The organism is Bacillus bruguierae (assembly GCF_037104725.1).
GTDB lineage: Bacteria > Bacillota > Bacilli > Bacillales > Bacillaceae_G > Bacillus_A > Bacillus_A bruguierae.
In genome coordinates this window covers 41,439-57,422 of the sequence record NZ_JBAWSX010000024.1, presented here as the reverse complement: position 1 = coordinate 57,422, position 15,984 = coordinate 41,439, and the positions used below count along the sequence as shown (strand labels likewise).

Genomic DNA, 15,984 nt, shown 5'->3' with positions numbered 1-15,984 from the left:
ACAGTACAAATCTAAGAAAAAAGGAAAATATTACATCGTTGCGGATAAGTATTTTGCATCGAGTAAATTATGCAGTGAGTGTAATCACAAAAAAGGGAAGTTAAAATTATCTGAAAGAATCTATACGTGCGATAATTGTGGCACGAAAATCGATAGAGATTACAATGCGGGTCGTAATCTAAAATATTATGGCATTCGTATTCTGTACGAACAAAGTATAATCGCGTAGTTTGTATCGATTTTATTAGCGGTAGGGACGCCGCGAATTCAAGGCTTTGGACATGAGCCGCTAGGCTTGTGGATGAATTAGCAATAAAAGAGAAAGTCTTTTGACTTTTGAAGCCCCCACTTCAAACAGACAGTAAGGTCGTTAAGTGGTGGGTAGTTCACTAGTATCCTGACCTATATTCTTTTGGGCTATATTGTAAGCCCGACATAAATTTTTCTTGAATGATTTTTTAAAATCCATATTTAGTAAGTAAATGGATTTGACGATCCAGTAGGAAATAATGGTCTGAGTTCCAGCGTGTTCGTAAAGAGATTACAGCAAGCATTAAGTATTTTGCCGAAATAGGAAAATAGAAATTGATATAAAACATAATGTTAAAAGAAACTTCCTATCACCATGAGGAAGTCTCTTTTTATTTGAAAATAAAATAGCATTAGCTACCTTTGAAATGGATTGTGAAATATATTCTTCATATTGGCGAATAGCTGGCCATTAAACATAGCTATGATTTTAGTCTATTTTTCATAAAAATGGGAAAACGCATCTTTACAGCGTAACAGTGTTATGTTACATTGAATGAAAAGAAGGGAGAGCAAAATTTTGAGTCAGGACTTAATTTCGAAAAAAGATTTGCTAGATCTTACTGGAATCTCCTATGGTCAGCTATATAGGTGGAAAAGAAAAAACTTAATACCAGAAGATTGGTTTGTGCGAAAATCCACGTTTACAGGGCAGGAGACGTTTTTTCCTAAAGAAAAGATTTTAGATAGAATCGAAAAAATTCAAACGATGAAAGAAAATTTATCTCTTGATGATTTGGCGGATATGTTTTCACCAAATGTGAATGAGGTTTGTTTAACAAAGGAAGAAATTATACAACGTGGGATTGCTTCAGAATCAGTGGTCAGTTTTTTTATAGAGCAAAATCAAGAAATGAATAAATTTCGTTTTGCAAAAATCCTTTTTATTTATATTTTAGAAAAAGTACTTCAGTCTGGAGAGATTAGCCTTGAAGAAGGAAGAATGGTTTTACATGTTTTAAATGAGCACTATGAAATGATGAAGAACAAACATGGTGAGCTTATTTTTATTCGAAAGTTAGGTATTTCAACATGTTTCTTACTTTCGAGTGTAGAGGATTTATATTTTGATCAGGGTACTAAAATTGTTATACGTTTACCTTTAATGATTTGTACAGAAGAATTAAAAACAAAGTTGTTATGATGGAGGGAAAGTAGTGAAAACAGATGACTTATTAATTAATGGACATGGAATGTCGAACGGAGGGCAGTTTCGCAATGTACAATTAAACGGAAGAGGGACAGTAAATGGGGATTTAGAATGTGTGGATTTCGAATGTAACGGTTCTGGTCATGTAAATGGAGATATAAAAGCTGAGACAGTAAAAATAAGTGGTTCCGGAAAGATAAATGGAAAAATAGATGCCATGCAAATGAGCATTGAAGGCAGCGGCAGTATACAACAGGATGCGGTTGTAAAGAAAATAAAAATTTCCGGTAAAGGAACAGTCGGAGGAAATGTATCTGGTGAGGACATGAATATTCGCGGTAAAGCAATTATTGATGGGAATTGTGAAGTAGATACATTCAATTCAGAAGGACAATTTATCGTGGGTGGCTTATTGAGTGCAGATGATATTTTTATTGATATGCACGGAGAATGTAAAGCAAAAGAAATAGGCGGTCAAACGATTAACATAAAATATAAGAAATCCGCTTTAAGTTGGCTCTTCGAAACAATGTTTACTCCTCGAATGGAAACAGAGTTAATAGAAGGGGACAATATTATAGTTGAGTATACAAACACGAACACAATTCGAGGTAACAATGTTACGGTTGGACCAAATTGTGAAATTAATCTTATTGAATATACAGGGGTTTGTACAATCGATAAAAACGCTAACGTAAAAGAAAGTCGAAAAATTTAAATTTTTAATAGAAAGGGAAAGATAGCATGAAAGAACAGTATAACCTTAGTTTAAATGGTTCTGGTAATTCATCAGGTGGTACCTACAAAAATGTCAAAATTTGCGGAGAAGGAACAATTTTGGATGATATTGATTGTGATGCGTTTAAGACGTATGGAGCGAGTGAAGTGCAAGGAAATGTAAAAGCACACATGGTAACTGTGTTTGGAGAGACGAAAATTCGTGGAGATTTGCATTCAGAAAATGTGAAAGTTAACGGTAATCTTGAAGTTAGTGGTCCGGTAGAAGTGAAACGTACAAAAGTACGAGGGATGTTTGACATTGGTGAAAATTTTACTGGTGAAGAGATCGATATAACAGGTGGAATAAGTGTGAAAGGAAACTTAGAGGCAGAGAATTTCACATTAAATGGAGGCCTTACGATTACAGATATGCTGAATGCGGGAAATATTAATATCATTCTAAGATATGAGCACAGCAATGTAAAAGAAATAGGCGGCGAGAAAATTACAGTTCAAAAAAAATCATCGTTTTTTCCTTTCTCAAAACACGGAGGATATCTTCATGCCAATCTAATCGAAGGGGATGAGATTTATCTTGAATACACAAAAGCTGATGTTGTTCGGGGTAACAATGTTACGATTGGTCCAGAGTGTGAAATCGGTGTGGTAGAATATCACGAAAGTTACAAAAATGCAGATCAATCGATTGTGAAAGAATATAAACAAATATAGCGGGAGTACTGAAAAACATGATTTAAGAGCTATTTTATCCCGTATTAACGGGCAGTAATACTCCCACCTCAAAATTCAGCGAAAGCATTGTCCAGCTCCAGTGGCTAGAATGTTCGGTGGCTTCGCTTCTTCCTACGAGGTAAAAAACCCCTCTACGTCAGAAGCTCCATTCCCCTCACATTCTGAACGAGACACTTCCACTTTTTTCAAGAAGTTAGGTGGGAGATAAACTGCCCGTAAAAGCCCGATTGGTGAGGGCTGATAATCAGTGGGGGATGAAGAAAACCCCCACGGAATAAAGTTTCACTTTATTCCGTGTTTAACCTCAAGATTTAGAGAAAAGTTTAAGTAAATTGAATAAAAGCACTCCCTTCATATGAAGAGAGTGCTTTTATTTTAATGATTCAGAAACTACAAACTGGAATTATTCTTCAATAATTTCGTATTCTTCATCTGCTAATAATAAAATTTGTAATTTCTTACCCTTAGTATGTACTTCAATTACATCATACGTTCCTAAATTTTTTACTTTATTTGCTGAAGCATTTACCATTCCTTCAACAGAGTCGATTAAAATATCTTCTTCGATGTAAGATTCAGGTAAAGACATATCTTCAGTTTCTAATACACATGCATATAAATTTTGTAAATCAGTAGCTGATGGGTTTAATTCCTCAACATCAATTATATTTTTTACTGCATCTACATGCTCTTCTTTCGGTTGATATACTTTAATTTTAGCCATATTCTATTCTCCTTTATTTCTTAATCTAAGAGGCTATATATTATTATAACGTTTTTTATGAAAAACATGAAACAGTAACATAGCTATAAATAAAAAGTAATACAATTCTATAAACTTTTATCGATTTTTTATTTATCCCGATATTCGTGGGGGTCTTACTGCTCGTAAAAGCCCGATTGGGTGGGCTTTCTATCCGAGGGGGATGAAGAACCCCTCATCGGATGGAAGTTTCACTTTATACAAGTTAAAAAATGACATACCCTCTTTCTTTTTAAGGAGAGCATCTGGCCGCGCATAGAAACGGTCTTACCACATACAAGGTTTAAAACAAAAAGAAAAAACGAGTATAGGTTATGTTGTATTCTGCATAGAAACGACTTACAAAGAAAAGCGGAGCCGACTGTTTAGGCCCGTTGGCTAAGGTTCTTTCACACAGAAGGTGTTTTTTACCTTCTTGTGTGGAAGGTTCTTAGACATGAGGGCCTAGAAGGCAGAGCTAGACAAAGATGTCGGAAAATTAAAATGGATATATATTTTAGAAAAAATTCATTGTTGCTTCCTTGTGTGAATACAATATAGTAGAAATGTTATATATATAATTTTTCCCTTTCTTAATTTTTGTATTGCATATATAATTTAGAGGAGACGAATCGGACTGTTATGTATTTATAAAAGAATTGAGGTTTAACGAACAATGACAATAAAAATTATTACAGATAGTGCGGCGGACTTACCGAAAGAACTGCTTCATACTTATGATATAGAGGTTATCCCTCTTCGTGTATATGATGAACAAGAAAATGAATTTTTTGACGGGATAACACTAGATCCGATTGACTTACTTCGAAATATGAGAGAAGGAAAAGTATATAGAACATCATTACCTTCTTTAGAAAAAGTTCAAGAAGTATTTACTACATACGCAAAACAAGATGCTACCTGTATTTATATAGCTTTTTCTTCCGAGCTTTCTGGCACATATCAATCTTCTGTTCTTGTAAAAGAGGAAGTAAAAGAAACATATCCTAATTTTTCTTTAGATATTATTGATACAAAATGTATATCAATTGGTCAAGGATTAGTTGTATTAGAAGCTGCCAAACTGGCACAAAACGGAGCAACAAAAGAGGAAGTATTAAATCGTATTGCATTTATGACTAAGCATATGGAACACATATTTACTGTTGCGGATTTACAATATTTAGTTCGTGGTGGACGATTAAGTAAAGTAGCAGGGTTTATAGGTGGTTTATTAAATATTAAGCCTATTTTAAATGTAGAAGAGGGAAAACTTATTCCGCTAGAAAAAATACGCGGCCGGAAGAAAGCCTTTCAACATATAGTAGATATTATGGAAACAAGAGGTAAAGACCTTGAAAATCAAACAATTGGAATTTCACACGGCGATGATTTAGAAAGTGTAAACATATTAACAGAAATGATTACTGAAAAATTTGGATGCAAAGTATTTGTAGTAAATTCGATTGGTGCGGCTGTAGGAGCCCACGCCGGTCCGGGAACATTAGCTATCTTTTTCTTAAATGAAATATAAGAAGGAAAAAGTCTCTTAAAAATAAGGGGCTTTTTCTTTTTTATTTGTCATTTTGCTGTAACAAACACTAATTATAATCATAAATGGAAATAGAAGAAATGAGAGAGTATAATTAGTAAAATATATGTATTGTATACGGGGGAACAATATGAGGATATTAATTGCTGATGATGAACAAGATATGTTGAAAATTTTAAAAGCTTATTTTGAAAAGGAAGGCTTTCAAGTTTTTTTAGCTAAAGATGGAGAGGAAGCTTTACATACCTTCTATCATGAGAAAATAGATTTAGCAATTTTAGATTGGATGATGCCGAAAATAAATGGCTTATCTGTTTGTAAAGAAATGAAGAAAAATTCCAGTATAAAAGTTTTAATGCTCACAGCAAAAAGTGAAAATGATGATGAATTAACAGCACTAAATTGCGGAGCAGATGAATATGTAAAAAAACCATTTCATCCAGGAATTTTAATTACGCGAGCAAAGAAACTTCTCAATAAAGACGAAGTTGTTCGAATCAAAAATATAAAAATAGATTTGAATAAGTATAAAATATATAAAGATGAAGAAGAACTTGATGTAACAAAAACAGAATTTGAGCTAATCAAATGCTTCTTATATCATAAAGGAAGTATTTTAACACGAAAGAAATTACTAGATATGGCATGGGGATTCGATTATTTTGGAGAAGAAAGAACGGTTGATACTCATATTAGAAGATTACGCAAAAAAATAGGAGAAGGTATTATAAAAACACATCGAGGTTTAGGATATAGTTTGGAGGAACATAGTGAATAAACTTGGTAAAAAACTATTCATTAGTATATCGATTGCAATTTTTTTAATCTTCACCATTTCACTACTTTTAACGAATTATTTCTTACCAAAGTATAATTTATACAAAACGAAAGAGCAAATAAATAAAGTTACAGCTCAAATAAAACAGCAGTCAAAAGAAGAATTTATAAATGATATTTCAAGAATAGAACAACAGTACAATATATCTATTGTGTATGTGCCAATTAATAGTACAGCAGATGATATAAATTGGTCTTTACGTGAACGACTATCAAAAAAACAAATTACACTAAGTAAATTTTGGATTGTAAAAGAAGATTTAAAACATGTAAAAGAGGGAGGGAAAGTGAATACATTATATGATCAAGAAAAATTGAAAGCTAGCTTCTTTGCTAGTTTTATTGCTAAAGACGACATGCTTGTTTTAGTAGGTGTTTCTATTGCACATTCTAATGAAATTATACAAATGATCAATCAATTTAACCTATATATATTTGGTTTTTCAATTGTTCTTGTGATTGTATTAGTATGGGTGCTATCTAAAAATATAACAAGGCCGCTAAAAGAATTAAGTGATGTTGCAAAAGATATTTCAAATCTAAACTTTAAAAAAGCAAACATTAAAACAAATGATGAAATTGAAGATTTAGCAGTGAGTATTAATGTAATGAGCAATAAATTAAATAAGGCTCATCAAGATTTAACACAGAAAAATGAAAATTTAAAAGTATTTATGGCAAATATTACACATGAATTAAAAACACCTATATCGTTAGCAAAAGCTTATTCTTTAGGAATAAAAGATGGATTAGACGATGGAACGTATGTAGATACGATTATAAAACAAACAGATAATATTTCACATTTGATAGAAGAATTGTTACGTTTTTCTAAAATAGAACGAGATGCTATTAGTAAGGAAACATTTAATGTGGTCTCGCTTTTTTATTCTATATTACAAAAGTATGAAATCGAAATGCAGTCTAAAAATATAAAAATAGATATTGAAGCGAATCAAAGTGAGATGTTTATTACTGCTGATAAAAATAAGATGGAAATGATTTTCAACAATCTCATAACAAATGCTATTAAATACACAACGAACTACAAGATTATCGTGGAATTTAAAGAATTAGAAGAACAAGTATTATTTAATATTAGAAATGGTGTAGATCAACTACACATAAAAGATATTGAAAAGATTTGGGAACCTTTCTTTGTTTTAGAATCATCTAGAAGTAAAGAAATATCTGGTACAGGATTAGGTTTAGCCATTGTAAAAGGAATACTTGAGCGACATGGCTTTCAATATGGTGTGCGTACTTTTGAAAAGGAAATTCAATTTTATATGTATATGGAAAAGAGCTTATAGTATAGGCTCTTTTTTGTTTTAACATAAAGTATATACTGTGAGATAATTATTAAGACAAAATAGAGATTTTATTATATAATTTTCACATAATAAATATTGAAATTTAAACGTTTAAAATTTTTTTCAAGGAGATTTGTGCGTGAAAAACATTGATTTTATTCTTGAAAGTGATGAGGTATTAAAGCCGTCAGAACGACTTATTTTATTATTATTAGAAAAACATAGAATACTATATACAAATGATTTACTCGTTTTATCAAATTTATCGTATAAAACATTAGTAGATTCTTTAGCAACACTTATTATGAAGTCTTATATAATAAAGGAAACTGGAAAAGGACGCAAGCAAAACAGATATAGTTTAATATAATTTGATTATTGTAAACTAAAAGAGGGAGAGCTTATTTGATAGCTCTTCCTCCTTTTGTTTTAACCGCGCATGTAACAGAAAAGGGCCCTATTGCACGGCCAGTTACTCTCGTCCTACTCTAAAAAGAAAGAGATTTTTATGTCGTTTTTTTAACTTGTATATATAAAGAAAATTAAAACTCATCCTCGTGAATTAAAGTACCAGCGTCATGATCTTTCATTAATCGTTGCTTCAAATAATTCTCTTTCGTTGTTCTATCATCTTTATGACCAACAGTTGCTGCGATGATATGTGGAGGTAATTTCTTGTAATCGTATAAATATTGAACATAAAAATGCCGAAAGAAGTGCGGGGTTATTTTTTCATTCCTTGTAAACGATAAATCTGTTTCTTTTATAATTTTGGTAATATATTGTGACAGATAATTTTCTTTATATGCTTTGTGATTTTTTGTTTGAAAAATTGTGCCGCCATGCTGGATTCCTAACTCAATTGGCAAGCGGCGGCGTATTCGGAAAGCAATGACTCGTTCAAATACAGCTTTATTAATAGGTACAATTCGTTCAGAATTCCCCTTTGTATTTACATAAAGATAATAACGATCGCGTAATGCATCAAATTCTAAGTCTTCCCATCTTGCATGTGCAACCTCTGCAACACGTAATCCAGTTGTTGCTAATATGGAAAGCAGGGCATAATTGATAGGGTTATTTTTATAATAGGAAAGCAATTGTTTTACTTCTTCATAAGATAACTCTCTTCTTGGTTTATGTTTTTTTGTTATCGTTGTACTTAGTATATCAATGTACAAAGGTTCTTTAATGTATTCAATTTCATATAACCACTTTAAAAAAGAACGTATAATCCGTAACTTTCTACTTATTGTTGCTGGCTTATAAGTTTCATTTGATTGATAGGAAATAGCTTCTTCAGCAAGCCACTTTTGATAATTACGAATATGTCGTTTTCGTAAATTTATCCAAACTTTACCTTCTATGAAATGTTTCACATCCATTTGTAAAAATTCCGTATGTTCTTTAATAAAAAAATAAAATTGTGATAAATCTCTAGAATAGAGAAGACGTGAAGTATCTTTCACTCGTTTTTCTTTATCAAAATGCGTTTGGCGATTTAAATAATAGTACAAAATTTCTTCATCGGAAAAACCTTCATATGAATATGTATGTTGACGTTCATTTTGTTCTTTTCGATCTTCAGCTTCCTTTAAAAAATCTTCGTTCCAAATCGCAATCGTATTTGCGAATTTTTCTTTATTATTTTTACTATGTAATAACGAATATTGATTATGAATTGGTATTAAATTAAATGTCATGTTATATCAAATCCTTATTTATTTCTTTTATAGTATGAATGAAAGAAAATAAAATATATCTATTATTTATTTTAAAATGAGTGTATATAAAATACAATATTTATTCTAAATCATAGAAAATCACACATTTTCTATAGTTTAAAATTTATTTGTAAAATTTATATTTTGTAAGTTGAATTAAAATAATATAAATTTTAATTTAAAAACAAAAAGAAATTAAGTATGTTTGTAATATACTTATAGTTTCGTATTTATATGTGATATAATAAATTTATACTGTATAACATTTATCTTTTAAGTTCTATTTTCATATAAATTATATTTAGTTTTGATTAGAAAGGATTTATTTTTATGTACGATCAAACATACGAACAATATATGGATACAAATGAGGTAAAAGAATATTTACGTATTTCAAATTTCACATTTAAGAAATTAATGAAGGAACATAAATTAACGCCAATTAATAAAGATACGTGGCGATTGGATGGAAGTTTTTTGTTTCGAAAAAATGAGGTTACTGCATTACAATCTCAATTATGTATAGAAGGAATGACATTAAACCAAGCAAGTAAACAGTTTCATATTAGTATGTATCAATTATGGAAATGGATTGAAGAAGAGAAGTTGTCCTATACAATTCAAATGCATAGAAATAAAGAAACAAAGTTTGTACAAGAAGAAGATGTAAAGAATCTGGCTGAAAAATTAGATGATACCAATAGTCTTTATACATATTCTCGAAAATATAATGTTGCTTTATTTCAAAAGTTTATACAAGGGAATACAATTGCCCGCATAACCTCCATTCCAAAACGGGGAGATATTATCGTAACAGATGAATTTGGAAATGAAATGACATTGCAGCAGGCAAAAGAAGGGGGCTTTTTTGCAGCATATCAATTATCAGACAAGCCAAGAAGCCACCATCAAAAATTCGTTAAGTTTCGCTTTTTGAAAACACACAATTTACGAAGTGATATTTTTCAGCGAATTGATTTCTTATTGCAATATGTCTCACCACGAAACCTTCGAATTTCAGAAGAACACAATTTTTGGATCGTTGAAATTCGCCAATCGCTCATTCAAGTTCCAATACAAATTCAACAAGAGTGGATCGACTCTCTTATGCCATATATAATAGAAGGGAAATTAGCAAAACGCCCCAATAATAGTATTTACTTAGATAGCAATAGTGTTACGAAAAGCATTGTACTATCTTCATCAGAGTATCAATCTATCTCAAATATTGTAAATGAAGAAAAGATTTCAATAGAGGATTTTATTACTTCAGCAATCCGTGAAAAATTAGATCGGTACATGATGAAAAACTAAAAGGCTTATCATATTGTTGATAAGTCTTTTTATATACAAAAATATCCAATTATTATTAAGAATGACCTTTCAGATTCGTTTTTAAGAGGAAATGAAGTAGAAAGCAATACGATAAGGTTCAATTTCTATAAAATTCTTTAAAGGTCCTTATAGGAGCCTTAAATTAATTTTGTCCTGTTTAAACCCGCAAATGGTTTACATAATAATTTTATGTTATTAAAAGATTGAATGAAGTGGCAAAGAATAGATAACTTCCGGCCTCGATTTAGCTCTATGGATTATTGAACGTTTTGTAGGTTTTGAAGTAGCGTATTCTGTTGAAAAAAGACTGGAATATGAAAAAAGAGATACGGTATGGAGAAGAACATAACTTTAATTTGCAGAAGAAATAAGTAAATTTTTAAGGGGAATCAGTACTTTATAATGAAGTGCTGATTTTTTATTTATCGCGCTATTTATTGGCTACAAAAAAATGAAAAAGATATCTTTACTAATGAAAATATAGCTTTCTATACTTGAAAATAAATGATATAATTTCAAATAAAGTGTAATATTACACTTTATTTGAAAGGGGGAGTATATATTGAAAGGCGCTAAGATAATAATTTCTCTAGTGATATATACAAGTTTACTAACTGTATCTATACATTCATATACAAAACAATTAGCTCAACCTGTTATAGCAGATGCGGGGCGGTTACTTCCGACAAAAGTTAAGCGAATTGAGAGTGTTGAAGATGAAAAGAAATTACAACAATTTGTTCGGGATGCAAATGCTTCAAATGAAAAACTCTCTATTGCGGGGATGCAGCATACGCAAGGGGGGCATACATATTATCCGAATGGCACTGTTTTAGATATGAAAAGTTACAATAAAATATTAGAGTTCAATCCGGAGCAAAAAAGAATAAGAGTGCAGAGCGGTGCAACGTGGAATGATATTCAAAGAGTAATTAATCCATATGGTCTTGCGATTCAAGTTATGCAATCGCAAAATATCTTCACGATTGGTGGTTCTTTAAGTGCAAATGTACACGGGCGAGATATTCGGCATGATGCACTTATAGATACCGTTGCTTCATTTCGGTTATTAATGGCAGACGGTAACATTAAAAATGTAAGTAGAAGTGAAAATGCAGAGTTGTTCTCTCTAGTAATAGGTGGATATGGTCTATTCGGGGTTATTCTAGATGTAACATTAAAGTTAACGGAAGATGAACTATATCAAATACAAACTAAAATGTTAGACTATCGTGAATATACTTCCTATTTTAAGAAACATGTAGAAGGTGATGAAGGTGTGCGTATGCATTTAGCGCGTATTTCTGTTGCACCAGATTCATTTTTACGTGAGATGTACGTGACAAATTACGTTCTCGCTACGGATCAAGAAAAGCGAGAGCAATATAGTACTTTAAAAGAAGAGACAAATGTTGCTCTGCCAAAGTTTTTTCTTGGGTTATCTAGGTATAGTGACCGGGGAAAAACAATGTTTTGGAATATCCAAAAGAAATATTTTGAACATACTGATGGCTCCTATGAAACTCGTAATAACGTCATGAGATCAGATAGTGCATTCATGGAATATGAAAATCCGAATCGTACAGAAATTTTACAAGAGTACTTTATTCCAGTTGATAACTTTTCTATCTATATAGATGACTTAAGAGGCATATTAGAACGTGAAGAACTAAATCTTCTTAATATTACAATTCGATATGTGACAAAAAACGAAAGTGCGGTTTTATCATATGCGAAAGAGGATATGTTTGCTCTTGTCCTTCTTATCAATCAAGGACGTTCTGAAGAAGAAATAGAAAAAACAAAAAAAGTGATTCAGAAGATGGTAAACGTTACTTTACAACATGATGGAAGCTACTATTTGCCATATTATCAATATCCGGAAAAACAGCAGTTACAAAAAGCTTACTCGCGTTCAAATGAATTTTTTCAAAAAAAGAGGGAATATGACCCACAAGAACGGTTTGTTAATCTATTTTACAAGGAGTATGGTCAATGACATATACAAGATTTGTAGTTTCACAAAGTCTCATCATGATGGCAGGAAGTATGGTATTTCCTTTTTATGTATTATTACTAAGGAACGTAGGAAACAGCTTTTCACAATTTGGCTGGGCATATGGTTTATTTGCATTAACATCAGCGCTTTCCTATCCTCTAATCGGTAAAGTCTCTGATCGGTTTGGTGATAAAAAACTGTTAGTCGTATATTCCTGGTCAATGGCTGTTTTAATGCTATGTTTTCCAATCGCTACAGAAGTTTGGCATGTATATATTTTGCAAATTATGATGGGATTGTTAGGAGCTATGCAGAAAAATGCAGAAAAAACATCGCTTGCAAGAAAGGTAGAACGTCAAGAAGCTGGGTATGAAATCGGAAAATATCATGTTTGGACATCTTTAGGAGCAGCAATAGCTATTATTTTAACAGGATATTTAGTGGATTTTTTAACAATCGGAACGATTTTTTATGTTGCTTCCATTCTTTATATGATAAGTGGGATCGTACTTTGGCGTACAAACAATGAAACCATATATACCCGATAACATTTGTTTTCGGGTATATATGGTTTGCGCAGGTTTAATTCACATTTAAGTGCTGTAAAAACAATGTAGCTGATACGTAGCGCTTTGCTAATTTTTGTACATAAGCAGTATGAACAGATAACGTTGCAATAACAATTGCATTTCGAATTGCTTCGCGTTGTTCCTTGTTTATATGCTCAATTTTAGCTGCCAACTGATCAGCATTTTCTTTAATAGTTTGTTCAATGGTATAAATTGTATTCGTTGTATTGAATTGAATGAAACCTCGTTGATTTAATTTTTCAAATAGAGAAGAGTAAAAAACATATAATTGAATCGGGTTAATTAAATCGTCATTACGATCGGCAGGGTCATTCACGATAAGCTTTAACAACTTTCGAATGGAGTCAAAATCGAGCGCTGTTTTTAAATCTTCTACAATAAATAATAAGGCTGCTTGTTCAATTGAATATTTTTTTCCTTTTTGCGGAGAACCAATCATTTCTTTTATATCGCGTTTCACCCAATTTTGCAGTGCGGTAACAGAAAAGTTAGTATTTTCAATTTGATTCCCAAGAGCTACAATTTCATTTAAAGAGAATCCAATATCCGTTTCTTCTATTTTAATAAGCTTTTCGAAAATAGGTGCTAGTGCAGTTGTAATAATAGCTGTAAAACTTTGACCGTTCTCAATATCTTCTTTATGTGACTTTGCCCAGGCTTCTTGTAAAATTGCAAGAGGCTTTTTTGTATCCCATCCTCTAAGAGAAAGAAGGAGCATCGCCATTTCGTTTCGTGTGAGATGAAATGTTTCCATCTTTTCACCTCCAATAATATAAAAGTTCTTATGAACTTATATTATGCATTGCTATATGTAAAGTCAATTGTATTTTTATAATTTCTCTTATAGTTGAACAAATTAACAATCATAAAAATTTAATCTTGATTATTATAGAAAAAGTTCATATAATAAGTTCATAAGAACCTTTTGAAACACCTTAAAAACAATCTATCTTTTCATAATTTAAGAGAATGATAGATGTTATATACATTTATAGTAGAAGGAGAATGAATCGTATATGTTAAAAAAAATCGTTACAATATTGACAGCGTTTATGTTTGTCTTTGCTGCTAGTAGTTTCGTATCAGTAGATAGTGCTTACGCAAAAAGCTACAAATCTGGTAAAAAATCATATAGTCCAAGTTCAAGTCAAACACAAAAATCAAAAGTAGATTTGAACAAAAAAGATTCTAATGTAAATGCAAATAAAACAACAGATTCAAAAACAAAAGCAACAAATACGGCACCAAAAAGTAATAAAGGAAGCTTTATGAAAGGTCTTTTACTTGGTGGTCTTGGTGGTTTATTAATGGGAAGCTTATTTGCTAACATGGGAGCTCTTGGTTCTGTATTAGCATTTATGGTGAATATGCTAGTAATGGCTGGTATTATAATGCTAGCGGTTCGCGCATTCAAATATTTTAAAAATCAACGTAAGAAACAGGTGGAAGAAGCTGCATGGAAACGATAAAAATCTCTGAACAAGAGCTAATCAATGCACTCTGTGTATATATTGCCCAAAAACGTCAAGTTGCCCCGGAACAGGTGTCTGTGGAACTGATGTACGATGACGATTATGGTTTCTCGGCAGAAGTAGAAGTAAACGGTCGTCAGCAAATTTTAATTCAGGCAAATTTAATTGAGGCACTTCGCTTATGGCTTGATATGGAATATAACATTAATCCATTTGCTGCAAGATTACAGCTTGAATTACATGATGAAGAAGGTATTATCGCGTATGCGAATTTAAATAATTCTTATGAGTAATAAAAAAAAGCTGTTGAGATGTAACAATCTCAGCAGCTTTTTTTATGCTTGTAAAAGAACATATATGTTAGAAATCAAAAGGAATCTAGAAAACACCTTCATCATAAAAGCGTTTTGTTACTTATTATATATCCATTTTAATTTTTCGACATATAAATCGCTGTTATGCAAAATACAACATGACCGCTACTTGCATTCTCCTTTTGTTTTAAACCCTGCATGTGGCAGAAAAGGGCCCTGACCGCTTCTATGCATGGCCAGATGCTCTCATCCGCCTAAAAAGAAAGAGGGTTTTATGTCGATTTTTTAATTTGTATTTATGTAGATTGAATGAAATTATCTACTATTTTATTAAAACGGTCCGCTTCTTCTAAAAATGGACAATGACAGCTATCTTCAAAAATGATAAGTTGAGAATTTTTGAGGTGCTTGTGTAAATGCTCGCCTGCTGCAACAGGAATGAGCTTTTCTTCTCTACCAAAACAAAGTAAAGTAGGAATCGTAATTTGATCTAGGTAGTCTCGATAATCCACAACAGACTGATCGAACAAAATAGCACTTGCAATAGACTCTGGAATTGTAGTTACTTCTTTTAATATCCACTCAAAATCATCTTCAGAAAGAGGATGTTTGAACATTAATGATATAAATTCTTGTAGGAAGCCGATTCGATTCATTTGCATTTCCCGCATAATATGAATAAGGGCAGGGAAATCAAAAGCTCCAATAGGAAAATCATCCCATTTAAAATCAGAGGCTAATTCATCTACAATAACAGAGGCTTTCACATTGCTTTCTCCAAATTGTTTTACATATTCCCAAACAACAAATGCCCCCATAGACCAACCAACTAATACAACGTTCTCAAGAGATAATTTTTTGATAAATGCATGTAGATCGCGAGCATAGTTTGCAATGGTATGCCCAGATTGAACATGTGAAGAACGGCCATGACTTCGTAAATCCAGTGAAATCGCACGGTGATTTTTACTAAAATGCGGTAGTTGTTTATGAAAAAAGCGACTGCTCATCCAGACTCCGTGTACGAATATAATTGGGGTTCCTTGTCCTTGATCTTCATAATATATATTCACATCATTATCAAGTTTTAAATAAGACATGCGCATAAACCTCCTTTTCACAAAAAATAAGTTTATATATTCAAAAATATGCTTTATTCCAACTATGTATTCAA

17 protein-coding genes are annotated in these 15,984 nt (G+C 31.8%); 13 read left to right on the top strand and 4 right to left on the bottom strand.

What is annotated here, in order from left to right:
- The 4 genes from WAZ07_RS24405 to WAZ07_RS24390 form a co-directional block, all read left to right on the top strand.
- A partial coding sequence (locus tag WAZ07_RS24405) for a zinc ribbon domain-containing protein (protein WP_336474487.1) occupies positions 1-229 on the top strand: 229 nt, incomplete at its 5' end.
- Between the two features lie 600 nt (positions 230-829).
- Positions 830-1,453: a YhbD family protein gene (locus WAZ07_RS24400; protein ID WP_336474486.1), complete on the top strand. Its 624-nt coding sequence runs from the start codon at positions 830-832 to the stop codon at positions 1,451-1,453.
- Positions 1,454-1,466: 13 nt separating this feature from the next.
- On the top strand, positions 1,467-2,177 hold the full coding sequence (locus tag WAZ07_RS24395) for a polymer-forming cytoskeletal protein (protein ID WP_336474485.1): 711 nt from the start codon (positions 1,467-1,469) through the stop codon (positions 2,175-2,177).
- 26 nt (positions 2,178-2,203) lie between these two features.
- Entirely contained in the window at positions 2,204-2,911 is a 708-nt protein-coding gene (locus tag WAZ07_RS24390; RefSeq protein ID WP_336474484.1) for a bactofilin family protein, read from the top strand.
- A gap of 424 nt (positions 2,912-3,335) precedes the next feature.
- Here the strand turns inward: WAZ07_RS24390 and WAZ07_RS24385 are convergent, their stop codons facing one another.
- The gene (locus tag WAZ07_RS24385; protein WP_336474483.1) at positions 3,336-3,656 is read right to left on the bottom strand and encodes a hypothetical protein; all 321 of its coding nucleotides are present in this window, start codon (positions 3,654-3,656) and stop codon (positions 3,336-3,338) included.
- Positions 3,657-4,350: 694 nt separating this feature from the next.
- Between WAZ07_RS24385 and WAZ07_RS24380 the strand changes: the two genes are divergently transcribed.
- From WAZ07_RS24380 to WAZ07_RS24365, 4 genes are all read left to right on the top strand, one after another.
- Positions 4,351-5,208: a DegV family protein gene (locus WAZ07_RS24380; protein WP_336474482.1), complete on the top strand. Its 858-nt coding sequence runs from the start codon at positions 4,351-4,353 to the stop codon at positions 5,206-5,208.
- Between the two features lie 148 nt (positions 5,209-5,356).
- Complete coding sequence (locus tag WAZ07_RS24375) at positions 5,357-6,004, top strand: response regulator transcription factor (protein WP_336474481.1); 648 nt, start codon at positions 5,357-5,359, stop codon at positions 6,002-6,004.
- A complete protein-coding gene (locus WAZ07_RS24370; RefSeq protein WP_336474480.1) occupies positions 5,997-7,376 on the top strand; it encodes a HAMP domain-containing sensor histidine kinase in 1,380 nt (459 codons plus the stop codon). Before WAZ07_RS24375 ends, WAZ07_RS24370 begins: the two co-directional genes overlap by 8 nt.
- Positions 7,377-7,515: 139 nt before the next feature.
- The gene (locus tag WAZ07_RS24365; protein ID WP_336474479.1) at positions 7,516-7,746 is read left to right on the top strand and encodes a hypothetical protein; all 231 of its coding nucleotides are present in this window, start codon (positions 7,516-7,518) and stop codon (positions 7,744-7,746) included.
- 172 nt (positions 7,747-7,918) lie between these two features.
- On the opposite strand, the gene WAZ07_RS24360 is transcribed toward WAZ07_RS24365, so the two are convergent.
- Entirely contained in the window at positions 7,919-9,079 is a 1,161-nt protein-coding gene (locus WAZ07_RS24360; protein WP_336474478.1) for a tyrosine-type recombinase/integrase, read from the bottom strand.
- A gap of 351 nt (positions 9,080-9,430) precedes the next feature.
- Here WAZ07_RS24360 and WAZ07_RS24355 point away from each other — a divergent pair, with 351 nt between their 5' ends.
- From WAZ07_RS24355 to WAZ07_RS24345, 3 genes are all read left to right on the top strand, one after another.
- Positions 9,431-10,414, top strand: coding sequence for a DNA-binding protein (locus WAZ07_RS24355; RefSeq protein ID WP_336474477.1), 984 nt, complete (start codon positions 9,431-9,433; stop codon positions 10,412-10,414).
- A 583-nt stretch (positions 10,415-10,997) separates the two neighbouring features.
- A complete protein-coding gene (locus WAZ07_RS24350) occupies positions 10,998-12,434 on the top strand; it encodes an FAD-binding oxidoreductase (RefSeq protein WP_336474476.1) in 1,437 nt (478 codons plus the stop codon).
- Positions 12,431-12,982 carry an MFS transporter gene (locus WAZ07_RS24345; protein ID WP_336474475.1) on the top strand — a complete coding sequence of 184 codons (552 nt, stop codon included), beginning with the start codon at positions 12,431-12,433 and terminating at the stop codon, positions 12,980-12,982. Before WAZ07_RS24350 ends, WAZ07_RS24345 begins: the two co-directional genes overlap by 4 nt.
- 34 nt (positions 12,983-13,016) lie before the next feature.
- On the opposite strand, the gene WAZ07_RS24340 is transcribed toward WAZ07_RS24345, so the two are convergent.
- Positions 13,017-13,778, bottom strand: a complete 762-nt coding sequence (locus WAZ07_RS24340; protein ID WP_090914776.1) for a DUF1836 domain-containing protein — start codon at positions 13,776-13,778, stop codon at positions 13,017-13,019.
- A gap of 262 nt (positions 13,779-14,040) precedes the next feature.
- Between WAZ07_RS24340 and WAZ07_RS24335 the strand changes: the two genes are divergently transcribed.
- Both WAZ07_RS24335 and WAZ07_RS24330 read left to right on the top strand, forming a co-directional pair.
- Positions 14,041-14,493, top strand: a complete 453-nt coding sequence (locus WAZ07_RS24335; protein ID WP_336474474.1) for a hypothetical protein — start codon at positions 14,041-14,043, stop codon at positions 14,491-14,493.
- Positions 14,481-14,789 carry a YxcD family protein gene (locus tag WAZ07_RS24330; RefSeq protein ID WP_306197517.1) on the top strand — a complete coding sequence of 103 codons (309 nt, stop codon included), beginning with the start codon at positions 14,481-14,483 and terminating at the stop codon, positions 14,787-14,789. Before WAZ07_RS24335 ends, WAZ07_RS24330 begins: the two co-directional genes overlap by 13 nt.
- A gap of 317 nt (positions 14,790-15,106) precedes the next feature.
- On the opposite strand, the gene WAZ07_RS24325 is transcribed toward WAZ07_RS24330, so the two are convergent.
- Positions 15,107-15,910 (bottom strand): alpha/beta fold hydrolase, encoded by an 804-nt coding sequence (locus WAZ07_RS24325; RefSeq protein ID WP_336474473.1) that lies wholly within the window; start codon positions 15,908-15,910, stop codon positions 15,107-15,109.
- Between the last annotated feature and the right edge of the window lie 74 nt (positions 15,911-15,984).